The sequence below is a fragment of the Janibacter massiliensis genome (assembly GCF_900289115.1).
GTDB lineage: Bacteria > Actinomycetota > Actinomycetes > Actinomycetales > Dermatophilaceae > Janibacter_A > Janibacter_A massiliensis.
In genome coordinates this window covers 2,013,138-2,029,854 of record NZ_LT985196.1, presented here as the reverse complement: position 1 = coordinate 2,029,854, position 16,717 = coordinate 2,013,138, and the positions used below count along the sequence as shown (strand labels likewise).

Below are 16,717 nucleotides of genomic sequence, written 5' to 3'. Positions count from 1 at the left end.
CCCGCCTACCCTGCTGCGGTGCCGATCGACAGCGCGAAGAAGGCCGCGACGAGCAAGTCCGCCCCCGAGTACACCGCCCACCACCTGCAGGTCCTCGAGGGGCTCGAGGCCGTGCGGAAGCGGCCGGGCATGTACATCGGTTCGACCGACGGTCGCGGCCTCATGCACTGCCTGTGGGAGATCATCGACAACGCAGTCGACGAGGCCCTCGGGGGCCACGGCGACCGGATCGAGGTCGTCCTGCACGCCGACGGGTCCGTCGAGGTCCGCGACCGCGCGCGCGGCATCCCCGTCGACATCGAGCCGCGTACCGGGCTGACCGGCGTCGAGGTCGTCTTCACCAAGCTTCACGCCGGCGGCAAGTTCGGCGGGGGCTCCTACACGGCCTCCGGTGGTCTGCACGGCGTCGGGGCCTCCGTCGTCAACGCCCTCTCGGCCCGGCTCGACGTCGAGGTCGACCGCGGTGGCAAGACGTACGCGATGAGCTTCCGGCGCGGCGAGCCGGGGACCTTCTCCGACGTCGCGGGGTCCGCCGGTGCCAAGGACCCCGGCAACCCCTTCACGCCGTACGAACAGGGCAGCGAGCTCGCGGTCGTGGGGAAGGCGAAGCGGGGGGTCACCGGGACGCGGGTGCGGTACTGGGCCGACCCGCAGATCTTCGTCAAGGACGCCCAGTTCGACGTCGACGCGCTCGTCCGACGCGCGCGCCAGACGTCCTTCCTCGTCCCGGGCCTGACGATCGTCGTCCGCGACGAGCGGGGACTGCCCGGCACGCCGGGGGAGGACGGGCCGCACGAGGAGGTCTTCCACCACGAGGGCGGGATCGCCGAGTTCGTCGAGTTCCTCGCTCCCGACCCGTCCGTGACCGACGTGTGGCGCCTGACGGGGTCGGGGACCTTCACCGAGACGGTGCCCGTCCTCGACGCCGCGGGGCACATGACCCCGACCGAGGTCGAGCGCGAGTGCGCGGTCGACGTCGCCGTGCGGTGGGGGACCGGCTACGACGAGAAGGTGACGAGCTTCGTCAACATCATCGCGACCCCCAAGGGCGGCACCCACGTGTCCGGGTTCGAGCAGGCGCTGCTCAAGGTCTTCCGCAAGCAGCTCGAGGTGAACGCTCGCCGGCTCAAGCTCGGGCAGGACAAGGTCGACAAGGACGACGTCCTCGCCGGCCTCACCGCGGTCGTCACCGTCCGGCTGGCCGAGCCGCAGTTCGAGGGCCAGACGAAGGAGATCTTCGGCACACCGGCGGTCCGCGCGATCGTGGCCAAGGTCGTCGAGAAGGAGCTCACCGCCCGCCTGGCGTCGACCAAGCGAGACGAGAAGGCCCAGGCGGGACAGCTGCTGGAGAAGGTCGTCGCCGAGATGCGCTCGCGGATCTCCGCACGCCTGCACAAGGAGACGCAGCGCCGGAAGAACGCGCTCGAGTCCTCGACGCTCCCGGCCAAGCTGCGGGACTGCCGGAGCAAGGACGTGGAGGGCACCGAGCTGTTCATCGTCGAGGGGGACAGCGCGATGGGAACGGCCAAGGAGGCCCGCGACAGCGAGTTCCAGGCGCTGCTGCCCATCCGGGGGAAGATCCTCAACGTCCAGAAGGCGTCGATCACCGACATGCTGAAGAACGCCGAGTGCGCCTCGATCATCCAGGTCGTCGGCGCAGGCTCGGGCCGGTCCTTCGACCTCGAGGCCGTGCGCTACGGGCGGATCATCATCATGACGGACGCCGACGTCGACGGCGCCCACATCCGCACCCTGCTGCTGACCCTGTTCTTCCGTTACATGCGGCCGCTCGTCGAGGCCGGGCGGGTCTACGCCGCCGTCCCCCCGCTGCACCGGATCCAGACGGTCGCGCAGGGATCGCGCAAGGGTGAGCTGCACTACACGTACAGCGAGGCCGAGATGCGGCGCACCGTGGCCGCGCTCAACCGCAAGGGCCGGGCGATCAAGCAGCCCATCCAGCGGTACAAGGGCCTGGGGGAGATGGACGCCGACCAGCTCGCGGAGACGACGATGGACCCCCGGCACCGCACGCTCCGGCGGGTCACCCTCGCCGACGCGGCCGCGGCGGACGAGGTCTTCGACCTCCTCATGGGGGCCGAGGTGGCCCCTCGGCGCGACTTCATCGTCTCGAGCGCGGGCACCCTCGACGCCGACCGGATCGACGCCTAGGCGACGGCGTCTCGTCACGGCCTCGCGGAGAGTCAGGCGACCTGAACGCGCTGGTCGCCGATGACGTACTCGATGGCCATCGAGCCGCCGACGGCTTCCAGGTAGTTGCGGATCGTGCTGACCTTGGCGTTGTCGATGTCCCCGTTCTCGATCTTGGACACCTGCCGTTGGCCGACACCGATGCGTTCGGCGACCTGAGCCTGGGTCAGGCCGGCCTGCTCGCGCAGCTCACAACGCTAGGTACTGCCGACTCCGCAGCGCAGTAGCCATCACGTCACCCGCAGTCGGCGCTGAACCGCGGAAGCGACGCGAGTCGCATGTCGGGGGTGCAATACCCGCCCGCCCGCAGGCCTCGGCGTTACCGTTGCCTCCACAGGGTGCGCGGGGCGATCTATTGGTCCCCCGGCATCGGACCCGCACCAGGCGAGCGAGAGGGACGACGATGTCCGCGAACGACAGCGGCGCGACGGCGGTCGCCGACGCCACCCCCAGCGGCACTCAAGGCGGGGGTGAGCTCAAGCGGGCCATCGGCCCCAAGCTGCTGCTCCTGTTCATCATCGGCGACATCCTCGGTACGGGGATCTACGCCCTCGTCGGGAAGGTCGCCGGCGAGGTCGGGGGTGCCGCGTGGCTGCCGCTGATCGTCGCGTTCGTCATCGCGCTCCTCACGGCGGCGTCCTACCTCGAGCTGGTGACGAAGTACCCGCAGGCCGCGGGTGCCGCGCTCTACACGCACAAGGCGTTCGGCATCCACTTCCTGACGTTCATGGTCGCCTTCACGGTCATGTCCTCGGGCATCACGTCGGCGTCGACCGCTGCGCAGGCGTTCGCCGAGAACTTCGCCAAGGGCTTCGGTCTCGACCCCAAGGACTCCGGGCTCGTCCTGACGATGGCCATCGTGTTCATCACGCTGGTCGCGATCGTCAACTTCATCGGCGTCAGCCACAGCGTCACGGCGAACATCGTCCTCACGGTGATCGAGCTCACCGGCCTCCTGCTCGTCATCGGGGTCGGCTTCTGGGCCGCGAGCCAGGGCAAGGCCGACTTCTCCCGCGCGGTCGTCTTCGACAGCCCTTCGGACAAGTCGACCTTCCTGGCGATCACGGCCGCGACGTCGCTCGCGTTCTTCGCCATGGTCGGCTTCGAGGATGCGGTGAACATGGCCGAGGAGACCCACGAGCCGTCGAGGATCTTCCCCCGGATCATGTTCACCGGTCTGGGGATCACCGCCGTCATCTACGTCCTGGTGTCCGTCCTCGCGGTCGCGGTGGTGCCCGTCGACCAGCTCTCCGCCAGCAAGACCCCGCTCGTCGACGTCGTCCACATGGGCGCGCCGGGCGTGCCGATCGACACGATCTTCCCCTTCATCTCGATGTTCGCCGTCGCGAACACCGCGCTGCTCAACATGCTCATGGCGAGCCGACTGGTGTACGGGCTCGCACGGCAGGCCGTCCTGCCGCCGGTCTTCGGCCGGGTGCACAGCGGCCGCCAGTCGCCGTGGGTCGCGATCCTCTTCACCACGGCTCTGGCGTACGGCCTCATCACCGTCGTGACGATGAACGCCTCGTCGGTCGTCAAGGAGCTCGGCGGGACGACAGCGCTCCTCCTGCTCTCCGTATTCGCGATCGTCAACGTCGCGGTCCTCGTCCTGCGGAAGGACACGGTCGCCCACCGGCACTTCCGGACCTCGAAGGTCGTGGCCGTCGCCGGCGCCGTCGCGTGCCTCTACTTCGTCCTGCCGATCACGGGTCGCCCGGCGATCCAGTACGCGATCGCGGGCGGGCTCCTTGCGCTCGGCGTCCTGCTGTGGCTCCTCGCGTGGATGGCCAACCGAGGCCTGCACGCGCGGTCGACGTACATGCGGGACCCGGAGAACCTCGGCGGCTGAGCACGCCGATCGACGAACGGCACGGACCGGGCGGTCCGTGCCGTTCGTCGTCGGGGCTGTCGGTCGGTCGAGCCCGTCAGTCGGTGACGGGTGCCGGGGGCAGCGCGCCGATCGCGGCGATGATCCCGGCGGCCGGCTCGCCGCTGCCGTCGCGCTTCCCGGTCGCCTCCGGCAGGCGGACGGCGGCCCCGGCAGAGGTCGCTGCGCGCGCGTGAGCCGGGCCGACCCACGCCAGCCGCAGGACGTCCTCCCCGGCCCGGAACCGGTGCGCGCGCACCCCGCCGGTCGCGCGGCCCTTGCCGGGGTACTCGCTGAACGGCGTCACCTTGATCGACCCCGCCTCGGTGCCCGGGAGGGCGTCCCGGCTGCCCGCGATCGTCACGGCGACGTTCTCCTCGGCGGGGGAGACCGCGGCGAACGCGACGACCCTCGCCCCCGGCCCGAGCTTGATGCCGGCGACGCCGCCGGCCGACCGGCCCTGCGGGCGGACGGCGGACGCGGGGAAGTGGAGCAGCTGGCCGTCGGAGGCGACGAGGACGAGCTCGACGTCGTCGGCGGGGAGGTCGACCGCCCCGACCACCTGGTCGCCGTCCTTGAGCGTGATCACGGGCCAGTCCGTCGCCCTGGCGGGAGGCGCCTCGGGAGCGACCCGCTTGACCACGCCGTGGGCGGTCGCGAGGGCCACGCCGGCCCGGCCCGCGGCTGCCGGGTCGATCGTCACGAGCGCGAGCGACTCCTCCCCGTCGGCGAGGGCGACGTGCGCGGCGACGGGGCTGCCCCCGGACAGCGACGGCGCGGCGTCCGTGCCGGGGATCGTCGGGATCTCCAGGACTGAGAGGCGCACCGCTCGTCCGCGGGTGGTGACGACCGCGACCTCACCCCGGGCCGTCGCCGGCACGGCCGAGGCGATCGCGTCGTGCGTGACGCGGGCGCCGGAGATCCCCGGGCGGGTCGCGTCGGCGGTCCGCGCGAGCATCCCGGTGGTCGACAGCAGGACCCAGCACGGGTCGTCGGTCACCTCGAGCGGCGCGGCCGCTGCTGGCGTGCCCGCCGACTCGAGCAGGACGGTCCGTCGGGGGGTGCCGTGCTCCTTCGCGACGGCGGCGAGCTCCGCGGAGACGACCTTGCGGAGCGAGGCGTCGTTCGCGAGCAGCTCCCGCAGCTCCTCGATGGCCGAGCGCAGCTCCTCCTGCTCCTTCTCGAGCTCGAGGCGGGAGAACTTCGTCAACCGGCGCAGCTGGAGGTCGAGGATGTACGACGCCTGGGCCTCGGACAGCTCGAAGACGACCATGAGCCGGTCGCGGGCCGTGCCCGCGTCGTCGCTGCTGCGGATGACCTGGATGACCTCGTCGATGTCGAGGATCGCGACGAGCAGGCCCTCGACGAGGTGGAGCCGCTCGAGCGCCCGGTCGAGACGGTGCTGGGAGCGCCGCCGGACGACGTCGATGCGAAAGTCGACGTAGACGGTCAGGAGCTCCTTCAGCCCCATCGTCCGCGGTGTGCCGTCGACGAGGGCGACGTTGTTGATGCCGAAGCTGTCCTCCATCGGCGTCAGCCGGTACAGGTCCTCGAGGACGGCCTCGGGGTTGAAGCCGTTCTTCACCTCGATGACCAGCTGCATGCCCGCCTGCCGGTCGGACAGGTCGGTGATGTCGGCGATCCCCTGCAGCTTCTTGGCCTGGACGAGGTCCTTGACCTTCTCGATGACCTTCTCGGGGCCGACGAGGTAGGGCAGCTCGGTGACGACGATGCCGCGTCGGCGGGCCGAGGTCTTCTCGACCCGGGCCGTGGCCCGGGTGCGGAAGGTGCCGCGGCCGGTGAGGTAGGCGTCCCTGATGCCCTCGAGCCCGACGATGCGCCCCCCGCCGGGAAGGTCCGGCCCGGGGACGAAGCGCATGAGCTCGGTGAGCGATGCCTCGGGGTGAGCGATGAGGTGCCGGGCGGCCGCGACGACCTCGCCGAGGTTGTGCGGCGGCATGTTGGTCGCCATGCCGACGGCGATCCCGGTCGTCCCGTTGACGAGGAGGTTGGGGTAGGCGGCCGGGAGCACCCCGGGCTGGGTCAGCTGCTCGTCGTAGTTGGGGACGAAGTCGACCGTGTCCTCCGACAGGCCGGTGATCATGTGGAGCGCGGCGGGGGCCATCCGCGCCTCGGTGTACCGGGAGGCCGCGGGGCCGTCGTCGAGCGAGCCGAAGTTGCCGTGCCCGTCGACGAGCGGCAGCCGCATCGCGAACGGCTGGGCCATGCGGACGAGTGCCTCGTAGATCGCCGTGTCGCCGTGCGGGTGGTACTTGCCCATGACGTCGCCGACGACGCGCGAGGACTTCACGTGCCCCCGGTCGGGGCGCAGGCCCATCTCCGACATGGACCAGAGGATCCGCCGGTGCACGGGCTTGAGACCGTCCCGCGCGTCGGGGAGGGCTCGTGAGTGGATGACCGAGACGGAGTACTCGAGGAACGCGTTCCGCATCTCGTCCGTGACGTCGATGTCGACGATCGTCTCGTCGATCTGCGGGGCGGGCGGTGCGCTCGGGCGTCGGGCCATCGGTGGGGCGGCTCCTGCGGCGGGGACGGGGACCGGCCCATCCTCGCCCAGCCCGCGCTCGGCGGACCGGCGGCGCGCCGGTCGGCCGTCCGGGTCGGGCGGGGAGGGACGCGTGCCCCGTGGGCCCGCCACGCGTCTGCCATCCTGAGGGGCATGGCCGACCCAGAGCTGCCCCCGGGCTACCCGGCGGGTGCCGAGGCGGACGTCGTCCTGCGGGACGGCTCCGTCTCGCGCGTGCGCCCGATCGTGCCGTCGGACGGCGACCTCATCCGCGCCTTCCACGCCCAGCAGTCGGAGGAGTCGATCTACCTCCGCTTCTTCGCCCCCCTCCGTGAGCTGAGCGCCAAGGACATCCACCGCTTCACCCACGTCGACTACGTCGACCGGATGGCCCTCGTCGCCCTCGTGCACGACGAGATCGTCGGCATCGGACGGTACGACCGGGTCAGCCCGAGCAGCGCCGAGGTCGCGTTCAACGTCAGCGACCACCACCACGGCAAGGGCATCGGGTCGGTCATGCTCGAGCACCTCGCCGCGATCGCCCAGGAGCACGGGATCACCCGGTTCGAGGCCGAGGTTCTCCCGCAGAACCGGAAGATGCTCGGGGTGTTCTCCGACGCCGGGTACGAGGTGTCGCGGCGCTTCGAGGACGGCGTCGTCATGGTCCACTTCGACATCGAACCGACGGAGCAGAGCCAGTCGGTGCGGCTGGCGCGGGAGCACCGGGCAGAGGTGGCGAGCATCCAGTCGCTGCTGCACCCGGCGTCCGTCGCGGTCGTCGGCGCCAGCCGCGCCCCCGGCACCATCGGGTACTCCCTCCTGGCGCACATCGTCGACTCCGGCTTCACCGGCACGGTGCACGCCGTCAACCCCAGCGGGGGGACGATCGCCGGGATCGAGGCGGTCGCCCGGCTGTCCGACATCGACGAGCCGGTCGACCTCGCCGTCGTCGCGGTCCCCGCACCCGCCGTGCTCGACGTCGTCGAGGAGGCGGCGCGGACCGGCGTGCGCTCGCTGCTCGTCATCTCCTCCGGGTTCGCGGAGGCGGGGGAGGAGGGGCGGCGACTGCAGGACCGGCTCCTGCGGACCGCCCGGGAGCACGGGATGCGGGTCGTCGGTCCGAACTCCTTCGGGGTCGCGAACACCGACCCGGGCGTGCGCCTCAACGCGACGCTCGCGCCCCAGCTGCCCCCGGCCGGTCACTTCGGTCTCTTCTCCCAGAGCGGTGCGCTCGGCGTCGCGGTGCTGGCCTCCGCGGCGTCACGCAACCTGGGCATCTCGGTGTTCGCCTCGGCGGGCAACCGTGTCGACGTGTCCGGCAACGACGTCATGCAGTACTGGATCGACGACGACGCGACGAGCGCGGTCGGTCTCTACCTGGAGTCGATGGGCAACCCGCGCAAGTTCTCCCGCATCGCGCGCAACCTCGCGGTGACGAAGCCCGTCATCGTCGTGCGGTCGGGCGTGTCGAGCTTCGGCGCCCCGCCCGGGCACCGGGTCCGTCCGACGAAGGCGCGCCCGGCGGCGTTCGCCTCGATGCTCCGGCAGGCCGGCGTCATCCGCGTCGAGAACGTCCACCAGATGCTCGACGTCGCCCAGCTCGTCGTGCACCAGCCGCTGCCGCGGGGGCCGAGGGTCGCGGTCGTCGGCAACTCCTCCCAGCTCGGCGCCCTCACGGCCGACGCCTGCGTCAGCTGGGGGCTGCAGGTGGTGCACGGTCCGGTCTCGCTGTCGACCGTGGCATCCGCGGCGGCCTTCCGTGACGCGCTGGCCGCAGCGGTCGCGGACGAGTCGGTCGACTGCATCGTCGCGTGCTTCATCCCGCCGATCGGGGCCCTCGATGAGGAGGTCCTCGACGCGGTCCGCCAGACGGCGGCCACGACCGACAAGACGTTCGTCGCGACCCTCCTCGGGCTGCGCGGCGTCGACCCGGGGCGCGACGCGAGCGAGACCGGTGCCGTCCCGGGGATGCGGTCCACCGACCTGCTCACCGAGCGTCCGGCCGAGGACTCCGCCAGCCCCCGGGAGGCGATCCCGCTCTATCCCATGACCGAGGACGCGGTCCGGGCGCTCTCGGCGGCGGTCGGCTACGGGCTGTGGCGGGAGAAGGACAAGGGCACACCGGTGGTCGTCCACGACGTCGACCGAGCCGCGGCGCGGGCGGTCGTCGAGCGGGTGCTCGGGGACGACCCGGAGGGCCGCGTCCTCACGGTCGACGAGACGGGCGAGCTGCTGGCTGCGTACGGGATCTCGCTGTGGCCCGTGCGGGAGGCCGGAAGCGCCGACGAGGCGGTCGCCGTCGCCGACGAGCTCGGCTACCCGGTCGTCGTCAAGTCGCTCTCGCCGCTCGTGCGCGGGCACTCCGTCCTCGAGGGCATCCGGGTCGACCTCGACACCCCCGAGGACGTGCGCCGGGCCTTCACGACCCTCGACGCGCGGCTCGCCCCGATCGACGCGAACCACTTCGTCGTCCAGCGGATGGCGCCGGCCGGGGTGGCCTGCGTCCTCACCGGCGACGAGGACCCGCTGTTCGGGCCCGTCGTCAGCTTCGGCCTCGCCGGGCCCGCGACGGAGCTGCTGGGCGACATCGCCTACCGCATCCCGCCGATGACCGACGTCGACGTCCGCGAGCTCATCACCTCGATCAAGGCGGCGCCGTTGCTCCAGGGGCACCGGGGGACGGAACCGGTCGACCTCGAGGCGGTCGCCGACGTCGTGGCCCGCGTCTCGCAGATGTCCGACGACCTGCCCGAGCTCGCGTCGGTGACGCTCAACCCGCTGGTCGCCCACGCCCGCGGCTGCGAGGTGCTCGGCGCCACCGCCGTGCTCGCCGCCGTCGAGCGCCGCACCGACCCCGGCCGCCGCACGCTCACCTGAGTGGCACGATGGACCGGTGCGTCCCGAGCCCGTGAGCGACCTGTCCGCCGTCCCGCTTCCCGAGGGTCTCGTCGCGGCCATCGAACGCGCGGGCTACTACCCCGAGCTCGTCGCCGACGTCGTGCGCGCCGCTCTCGGGCGGGACCGGGTCGAGGGGCACCTGGTCCACCTCGAGACGACCTTCGACCGGGGTGACGTGCGCCGGCACGTCACCGTCCTCGTCCTCACCGGGACCCGCCTGGTCGTCGCGCACGCGGACGACCACGCCGAGGGGGCCGGGCCGACGTCGGAGGTCGCGACCGCGACGACGGAGTCGGTGCCCCGCTCGGCGCTGCGGGCGGTCATGCTCACGCACGTCGTCCCGGACCCGGCCAGCTACGTCCCCGGCCAGCTCGGTCGGGAGGTGACGTTGACGATCGGGTGGGGTGCGGTCAACCGGGTCGACGTCATGCCCGCGACGTGCGGCGACCCGGGCTGCGAGGCCGACCACGGCTACGAGGGGACCGTGTCCGCCGACGACATCGCGCTGCGGATCAGTGCGGAGGCCGACGGCCCCGACGCGCTCGCCGACGCGATGGAGTTCGCCCGGACCCTCTCGACCGTCGTCGGCGCGTGACCGGTTTCGTCCCCGTCGTCCCGCGGTACGGCCAGGCGTCCCTGCCCGCGGTGCTGCCCCGGGTCCTCGCCGACCTGCTCGGGGACGGCGAGGGGCCACGGGTTCGCTCCGCCGTCGTCGTCCTCGTCGACGGGCTCGGGGCGCGCCTGCTCGAGCGGCGCGGGGGGCACGCGCCCTTCCTGCGGTCCCTCCTGCCGGCGGGGTCGGTCGTCGACTGCGGGTTCCCGACGACGACCGCGACGTCCATGGGCTCCTTCGGCACCGGACTGGCGCCGGGTGCCCACGGGCTCGTCGGGTACGAGGTGCTCGACCCGGCCACCGACCGCGTCTTCAACGAGCTCTCGTGGGAGCACGGGCCCGCGCCGCGCCGCTGGCAGCCGCACCCGACGGTCTTCGAGCGGGCCGTGGCGGACGGGGTGGCGGTGACGCGGATCGGCCCGGGGTTCTTCGACGGCTCCGGCCTGACGGAGGCGGCCCTGCGCGGTGGGCGGTTCGTCGCCGCGGGCTCGCTCGCCGACCGGGTCGACGCCGCCGTGCGGACGGTCCGGGAGCAGCCGCGCTCGCTCGTCTACCTCTACTGGGGCGACCTCGACAAGGTCGGCCACGTGCACGGGTGCGGGTCCTGGCAGTGGGGCGACGAGCTGACGGCGGTCGACGGCGAGCTCGCTCGCCTGGCCCGGTGCCTCCCGCCGGGCACGAGCCTGCACGTCACCGCCGACCACGGGATGGTCGACGTCCCCGACTCCGGTCGCCTCGAGCTCGCCGACGCGCCCGACCTCGAGGCCGGCGTCCGCCTCGTCGCGGGTGAGCCGAGGTCGCTCCAGCTCCACGTCCGCCCCGGGGCGCTCGACGACGTCGTCGCGGCCTGGCGGGGCAGGTTCGGCGCGGGTGCCGCGGTCCGCACGCGGGCCGAGGCCGTCGCGGAGCGGTGGTTCGGTGATGTCCGGCCGGAGGTGGCCGCGCGGATCGGTGACGTCGTCGTCGCGATGGGCCCCGGGCTGTCGGTCGTCGACTCCCGGCGCCAGCGGCCGCAGCTCGTCGCGCTGCGCGGGGTCCACGGGTCCCTCACCGACGACGAGGTCGCCGTGCCGTGGTTGACGGTGACGGCGTGACCGGGGGAGCGTGCGGCCATGGCTGAGCTCGTCTTCTGGTCCGGGACCATGGACTGCGGGAAGTCGACCCTCGCCCTGCAGATCGATCACAACCACCGCGCACGCGGACGTCGCGGCCTCATCTTCACGCGGCTCGACCGGGCCGGTGACCACGTGCTGTCCTCGCGCCTGGGCCTGTCGACGGCCGCGAACGAGGTCCCGGAGGACCTCGACCTGTGGGACACGGTCGTCGATCAGCTGACGGCCGGCGACCGCATCGACTACCTCCTGTGCGACGAGGTGCAGTTCTACACGCCCGCCCAGGTCGAGCAGCTCGCGCAGATCGTCGACGACCTCGACATCGACGTGTTCGCCTTCGGGATCACGGCCGACTTCCGCGCCCGGCTGTTCCCGGGGTCGCAGCGGCTCATCGAGCTCGCCGACCGGGTGCAGGTGCTGCAGGTGGAGGCCCTGTGCTGGTGCGGTCGCCGCGGGACGCACAACGCCCGCGTCGTCGACGGGGTGATGACCCTCGAGGGGGAGCAGGTCGTCGTCGGCGACACCGCCTCGGAGGCCGACGGGCCGGGCGGGTCGAGCTCGACCGTCGAGTACGAGGTCCTCTGCCGCCGCCACTTCATGCGCCGGATGACCTCGGGCGCGGCCCGGGCGGCCGCGCCGTCGGCGGAGACGCTGCCGTTCGACCTCGTCGCCTGCCCGGTCCCGCCGCGCTGCTGACGTCCTCTCGCCGGCGGCCGCCCGCGTGACGGACCCGGCGTCCTCCCCGTGGCCCGGAGGGGCTCGTCAGCGGCGGGGGCGGCCTGCTCCGAACATGACGTCGTCCCAGCTGGGGACGGACGGACGACGCTTGCGGCCCGTCTCCGCCGCGGCGGGGGCGTCCTTCCGCCCGCGCGACCCGTTCTCGTTCCCGTCCTCGTCCTCGGCGGGGGCGTCGGGGGCGTCGTCGAGCTCCTCCACCGGGTCGGCCGCGTCCTCGGCGGGTTCCTCGGCGGCGTCCCCCCGGTCGTCCGGCGTCTCCTGCGGGCCGTCGTCCGGCGCGCCCTCGGTCACCCGACGGTCGTCCTCGGTGACGGCGTCGTCGTCGCTCGGACCGTCGACCGCGCCCTCGTGCGGGGTGGGCGTCGACGGAGTCGGCCCCGTCTCGGTGGGCGCGGCCCCGCCCTCGTCGTGCGGGTGGGTGCCGCGCGCAGCGGGAGGAGGACCGGCCGGCTCGGTCGCGAGCGGTTCGAGGGGGAGGGCGTCCGCGGGCGGGTCGACGACGGACACGAGCCGCGCCGGACCCTGCCCACGCGAGCGGCGCGCCCGCCGTCGGGCGCCGGAGTGGTTGCGCACCGAGCTCGCGAGGTCGTTCTCCGAGTCGTGGCTCGCCGGGTGACGCTTCAGGCGGTCGGTGCGCTCGGCCTCGGCGTCGAACACCTCGTCCGGACCGGCGAGCCGGTGGGGCACGGGGATCGGGCCGGCGGGGGTGTCGTCCTCGGTGAGCCACCGTGCCTCGTCGTCGACGGGCAGCGCCGTGCGGGTCTCGGGGTCGACGTGCCAGCGCGCTGCGCGGGTCCGGCTTCCGGCGGCGAACTCGACGGTGACGTTCCAGGTGCCGTCCTCGCCGCGGTACGCGTCCCACGTCGCGCCGTCCGCCGCGACGCCCCGCGCCGCGAGCCGCTCCCCGACCCGCCCGCCGAGCGTCTCCTCGCCCCGGCCGTCCCCGCCGCGCACCCGCAGGACGACGTCACGGGCGAGGTTCGCCACGTGCTCGCGCTCCGCCAGGACGGGACCCTCGAAGCGCGCGACCCGCTCGATGCTCCACCCGGTGCGCTCCGCGACCTCTCGGGCGCTCGCGCCGGCCCGGATCATCGCCTGGATGTCCCGCGGCCGGACGCCGTTGTCGATCTCGATCTGCAGCTGGCCCAGCCGCGGGCGGTCACGCCGGGTGGCGGCCCGCAGGGCGTCGTCGATCCGGACGCGGTACCGGCCGCCGTCACGATCGGCGAGGAGCAGGTGCTCGCCGTCCTCGTGCACGCCGATGAGGCGCAGGTCGTGCATCGCGAGGTCCCTTCGTCGGTCGGGCCGCGGCGTCCGGGCGCCGGGCTTCGGCATCGACGATGCCACCGCACCGGCTTCGACCAGCGGCACCACGCCGGTCGGGCGCCCGCCGGTAGCGTGGATGCCGTGGAAGCACGCCCCGACGCCCTCGCGCCCTACGACGCGATCCTCCTCGTCTCCTTCGGCGGGCCGGAGGGCCCCGACGAGGTGCTCCCGTTCCTCCGGCGGGTGACCGCCGGGCGCGGGATCCCGGACGAGCGACTCGTCGAGGTCGGGCGGCACTACGCGCTCTTCGGCGGCCGCAGCCCCATCAACGACGCGAACCGGGCCCTCATCGCCGACCTCCGGGCGCGGCTCGACGCCCGCGGGATCGACGTCCCGATCGCCTGGGGCAACCGCAACTCTTCGCCCTTCCTCGCTGACGCCGCCGCCGAGCTGGCCGACGGCGGGGCCCGCCGGGTCCTCGCGCTCCTCACGAGCGTGTGGTCGAGCTGGTCCTCGTGCCGCCAGTACCGCGAGAACCTCGCCGACGCCTTCCCCGCGGAGCTCGGGATCGAGGTCGACAAGGTGCGCCCGTACGGACCCACGCCGGCCTTCGGCGAGCCCGCGGCGCAGCTCGTGCTCGCCGCGGTCCGGGACGCGCTCACCCGCTACCCCGCGCAGGACGTCCACGTCCTGCACGTCACCCACTCGATCCCGCTGTCGATGGACGAGACCTCCGGGCCCGGTGACGGGCCCGGGCACCTGTACACGACGCAGCAGCGGCAGGTCGCCGCAGGGATCCACGAGCGGATCTCCGCCGAGCTCGGGGTCGAGGTGGAGGGGGAGCTGTCGTTCTGCTCGCGGTCCGGGCCACCGAGCCAGCCCTGGCTCGAGCCGGACGTCGGCGACCGCATCGCGCAGCTCGCGGCGGCCGGGACGCGCTGCGTGATCGTCCACCCCATCGGTTTCGTCTCCGACCACATGGAGGTCGTCTACGACCTCGACACCGAGGCGGCCGCGGTCGCGCAGGACGCCGGGGTCGAGATGATCCGAGTCCCGACCGTCGGCACCCACCCGGCCTTCCACGAGGGGCTCGTCGACCTCCTCCTCGAGCGCGCCGCGCACGCGCGCGGCGAGGACGCGGGGCCGCTCGTGTGGCCCGCCGGGGCCGACGTCCGGCCCGACGTGTGCGCCCCCGGGTGCTGCCCGAACCTCCGCGCGGACCGTCCGGCGCTCTGCGGGGCCGACCGGTGAGCGGTGGTCCCGAGGCCCCGCCCGTACCGGCCGGCATCGACGTCAGCGCGCTCGCCGGGATCGCCCTCGAGGTCGCGACCGGCGCCGCCGACCTCGTGGCCGGCGCGAGCGCCGCGGACCGCGTCGTCGCGTCGACGAAGACGAGCGCCGTCGACGTCGTCACCGCGATGGACCAGCGCTCCCAGGACCACCTGCGTGCCGAGCTGGCCCGCCTGCGGCCCGACGACGGCTTCCACGGCGAGGAGGAGGGCGGCCACACCGGGACGACCGGCGTCACGTGGGTCGTCGACCCCATCGACGGCACGGTGAACTACCTCTACGGCATCCCCGCGTGGTCGGTCTCCGTGGCGGCGGTCGTCGGGGACCCGACCGTCCGCGGGGCGTGGCGGCCCGTCGCGGGCGCCGTCATCGACCCGCTGGGTCCCGAGCGCTTCGCGGCCGCTCTCGGCCGTGGCGCCCGGCGGTGGGGTCCCGGCGACCCGACCGACGGCCCCGGCCGCCCGATCTCGGTGAGCGGCGCCACCGACCTGTCGACCAGCCTCGTCGGGACCGGATTCGGGTACGACGCCCGCCGTCGCGCGTGGCAGGCGGCCGTCCTCGCGCACGTCCTGCCGCAGGTGCGCGACATCCGTCGCTTCGGCAGCGCCGCGCTCGACCTGTGCCACGTGGCCTCCGGGCGCCTCGATGCGTACTGGGAGCGTGGTCTGCACCCGTGGGACATGGCCGCGGCCTGGCTCGTCGTCACCGAGGCGGGGGGAGCCGTCGACGACGCGCAGGGCGGCGCCCCCGGCAACGCGATGACCCTGGCCGCCGCCCCGGGGGTCCACCCCGCCCTCGTCGCCGCGGTCGCCGAGGCGGCCGCCACGGTGGCTCCGGACGAGGCGCCGGTCCTGCCGTCCTGACTCAGCGCCCGAGCGCGAGGTCCGGGTGCGCGGCGTCGTCCCCCGCCCGCTCGCCGCCGCGCTCGTCCACCTCGGCGCGGATCCAGGTCCCGATGCGGCGCGGCAGGTCCTCGGGGTCTCGCGCCCAGCGGGTGTGCCCCGGTGCGCTCGCCTCGCCGTGATGGTGCCGGGTGACGCGGGCTCCGGGCATGAGTCGCAGCAGGGCGTCGACGCTGGGCGGTGGGGTGTAGCGGTCGCCCTCGACGTCGACCGCGAGGACGGGCAGGTCGAGCGGGGCGAGGCCCGGCGCACGGTCGAGCCCGGCGACGAGACCGCCGCGCCGTGCCATGCGCGCCCAGTCCGCAATCGTCGCCCGCGTCTGCCGACCCCCGAACCCGAGGCGATCGCCGGGCCAGTACCCGAGGACCTGGCTGATGGCTGCGGCGAGCTGGGTCTGGACGAGGATCGGCGCGGCTCGACGCCCGTACGACCGCCAGTGCGGCGAGCCGGAGGCGACGAGGACGAGTCCGGCCGCCGCCCCGGGGTGACGCGACAGGAGCGCCGCGGACAGGTGCCCGCCGAGGCTGTGGCCGACGAGCACCGGGTCGCGGCCGTCGCCGAGGGTGCCCACGACGTCGATCGCCGGCGCGACGACGTGCTCCTCGAGCGCCGCGTACCCGTCGCCCGCGGGGTACCGGCCGCGATGGCCGCGGGGCACCTGGGGGAGGGTGACCACCCCGGTGGTCAACCCCGCCGCGGCGAGGGCGTCGACGAAGGGCGCGTAGTACCCGGAGGGGACGCCCATGGCGGGCACGACGAGCACCGGGCGGCCCGGGGCGTTCTCCGGCAGGGCCCCGAGGACCTCGAGGTCGCCGATGGCGTGGGGGATCGAGCCGAGACTCTCCATGGGCCGCACCGTAGCCGTACCGGCGGGTAACCGCGCTGCGCCGACCCCGGTGTGGCACGACCACGTCGCATGGGGCACAATCCGCGCGCACGGACATCGTCCGATGGCCGGCTGGAGCGGAGACCTCCGCCACGGAAGGGATGAGATGGCGACCGACTACGACGCGCCGCGCAAGACCGACGACGAGATGTCCGAGGACTCCCTCGAGGAGCTGAAGGCGCGCCGGGTCGACAAGAGCGCCTCCTCCGTCGACGTCGACGAGACCGAGCAGGCCGAGGGCTTCGAGCTGCCGGGTGCCGACCTCTCCGACCAGGAGCTCGCCGTCCAGGTCGTCCCGCGCCAGTCCGACGAGTTCACGTGCAGCAGCTGCTTCCTCGTCCATCACGTGAGCCAGATCGCCGACGAGAACGGCGGCCAGCCGATCTGCCGTGAGTGCGCCGCCTGATCCC

The 16,717-nt window shown here is 73.6% G+C and carries 13 protein-coding genes; 9 read left to right on the top strand and 4 right to left on the bottom strand.

Annotated features, from left to right (window positions below; all coding sequences use genetic code 11):
• Positions 1–18: 18 nt before the first annotated feature.
• Entirely contained in the window at positions 19–2,169 is a 2,151-nt protein-coding gene (locus tag DAA34_RS09855) for a DNA gyrase/topoisomerase IV subunit B (protein ID WP_234354201.1), read from the top strand.
• Between the two features lie 32 nt (positions 2,170–2,201).
• On the opposite strand, the gene DAA34_RS09850 is transcribed toward DAA34_RS09855, so the two are convergent.
• Positions 2,202–2,396: a helix-turn-helix domain-containing protein gene (locus DAA34_RS09850; RefSeq protein ID WP_106818916.1), complete on the bottom strand. Its 195-nt coding sequence runs from the start codon at positions 2,394–2,396 to the stop codon at positions 2,202–2,204.
• A 215-nt stretch (positions 2,397–2,611) separates the two neighbouring features.
• Here DAA34_RS09850 and DAA34_RS09845 point away from each other — a divergent pair, with 215 nt between their 5' ends.
• On the top strand, positions 2,612–4,057 hold the full coding sequence (locus tag DAA34_RS09845; protein ID WP_106818914.1) for an APC family permease: 1,446 nt from the start codon (positions 2,612–2,614) through the stop codon (positions 4,055–4,057).
• 76 nt (positions 4,058–4,133) lie between these two features.
• On the opposite strand, the gene DAA34_RS09840 is transcribed toward DAA34_RS09845, so the two are convergent.
• Positions 4,134–6,602: a DNA gyrase/topoisomerase IV subunit A gene (locus tag DAA34_RS09840; protein ID WP_106818912.1), complete on the bottom strand. Its 2,469-nt coding sequence runs from the start codon at positions 6,600–6,602 to the stop codon at positions 4,134–4,136.
• A gap of 153 nt (positions 6,603–6,755) precedes the next feature.
• On the opposite strand from DAA34_RS09840, the gene DAA34_RS09835 reads away from it, so the two are divergent.
• The 4 genes from DAA34_RS09835 to DAA34_RS09820 are packed head-to-tail and all read left to right on the top strand — an operon-like array spanning position 6,756 to position 11,921.
• Entirely contained in the window at positions 6,756–9,479 is a 2,724-nt protein-coding gene (locus DAA34_RS09835; protein WP_106818910.1) for a bifunctional acetate--CoA ligase family protein/GNAT family N-acetyltransferase, read from the top strand.
• A 16-nt stretch (positions 9,480–9,495) separates the two neighbouring features.
• Positions 9,496–10,095, top strand: coding sequence for a DUF5998 family protein (locus DAA34_RS09830; RefSeq protein WP_234354200.1), 600 nt, complete (start codon positions 9,496–9,498; stop codon positions 10,093–10,095).
• Positions 10,092–11,207 (top strand): alkaline phosphatase family protein, encoded by a 1,116-nt coding sequence (locus DAA34_RS09825; protein WP_106818907.1) that lies wholly within the window; start codon positions 10,092–10,094, stop codon positions 11,205–11,207. Before DAA34_RS09830 ends, DAA34_RS09825 begins: the two co-directional genes overlap by 4 nt.
• Before the next feature lie 18 nt (positions 11,208–11,225).
• On the top strand, positions 11,226–11,921 hold the full coding sequence (locus DAA34_RS09820) for a thymidine kinase (RefSeq protein WP_106818905.1): 696 nt from the start codon (positions 11,226–11,228) through the stop codon (positions 11,919–11,921).
• A 66-nt stretch (positions 11,922–11,987) separates the two neighbouring features.
• Here the strand turns inward: DAA34_RS09820 and sepH are convergent, their stop codons facing one another.
• Positions 11,988–13,244, bottom strand: a complete 1,257-nt coding sequence (gene sepH, locus DAA34_RS09815; RefSeq protein ID WP_158707695.1) for a septation protein SepH — start codon at positions 13,242–13,244, stop codon at positions 11,988–11,990.
• A gap of 126 nt (positions 13,245–13,370) precedes the next feature.
• Between sepH and DAA34_RS09810 the strand changes: the two genes are divergently transcribed.
• Together DAA34_RS09810 and DAA34_RS09805 are read left to right on the top strand one after the other, a co-directional pair.
• The gene (locus tag DAA34_RS09810; protein WP_106818901.1) at positions 13,371–14,480 is read left to right on the top strand and encodes a ferrochelatase; all 1,110 of its coding nucleotides are present in this window, start codon (positions 13,371–13,373) and stop codon (positions 14,478–14,480) included.
• Entirely contained in the window at positions 14,477–15,382 is a 906-nt protein-coding gene (locus tag DAA34_RS09805) for an inositol monophosphatase family protein (protein WP_106818899.1), read from the top strand. Before DAA34_RS09810 ends, DAA34_RS09805 begins: the two co-directional genes overlap by 4 nt.
• Before the next feature lies 1 nt (position 15,383).
• Here the strand turns inward: DAA34_RS09805 and DAA34_RS09800 are convergent, their stop codons facing one another.
• Positions 15,384–16,268, bottom strand: a complete 885-nt coding sequence (locus DAA34_RS09800; protein ID WP_106818897.1) for an alpha/beta fold hydrolase — start codon at positions 16,266–16,268, stop codon at positions 15,384–15,386.
• 145 nt (positions 16,269–16,413) lie between these two features.
• Here DAA34_RS09800 and DAA34_RS09795 point away from each other — a divergent pair, with 145 nt between their 5' ends.
• Positions 16,414–16,713 carry a DUF4193 domain-containing protein gene (locus tag DAA34_RS09795; RefSeq protein WP_106818895.1) on the top strand — a complete coding sequence of 100 codons (300 nt, stop codon included), beginning with the start codon at positions 16,414–16,416 and terminating at the stop codon, positions 16,711–16,713.
• The last annotated feature ends 4 nt before the right edge of the window (positions 16,714–16,717 follow it).

Bases quoted from the DNA above. Each gene is read 5' to 3' on its own strand.
- DAA34_RS09845 (WP_106818914.1), top strand. From the start codon at position 2,612: ATGTCCGCGAACGACAGCGGCGCGACGGCGGTCGCCGACGCCACCCCC.
- DAA34_RS09840 (WP_106818912.1), bottom strand. From the start codon at position 6,602: ATGGCCCGACGCCCGAGCGCACCGCCCGCCCCGCAGATCGACGAGACG.
- DAA34_RS09835 (WP_106818910.1), top strand. From the start codon at position 6,756: ATGGCCGACCCAGAGCTGCCCCCGGGCTACCCGGCGGGTGCCGAGGCG.
- DAA34_RS09820 (WP_106818905.1), top strand. From the start codon at position 11,226: ATGGCTGAGCTCGTCTTCTGGTCCGGGACCATGGACTGCGGGAAGTCG.
- sepH (WP_158707695.1), bottom strand. From the start codon at position 13,244: ATGCACGACCTGCGCCTCATCGGCGTGCACGAGGACGGCGAGCACCTG.
- DAA34_RS09800 (WP_106818897.1), bottom strand. From the start codon at position 16,268: ATGGAGAGTCTCGGCTCGATCCCCCACGCCATCGGCGACCTCGAGGTC.
- DAA34_RS09795 (WP_106818895.1), top strand. From the start codon at position 16,414: ATGGCGACCGACTACGACGCGCCGCGCAAGACCGACGACGAGATGTCC.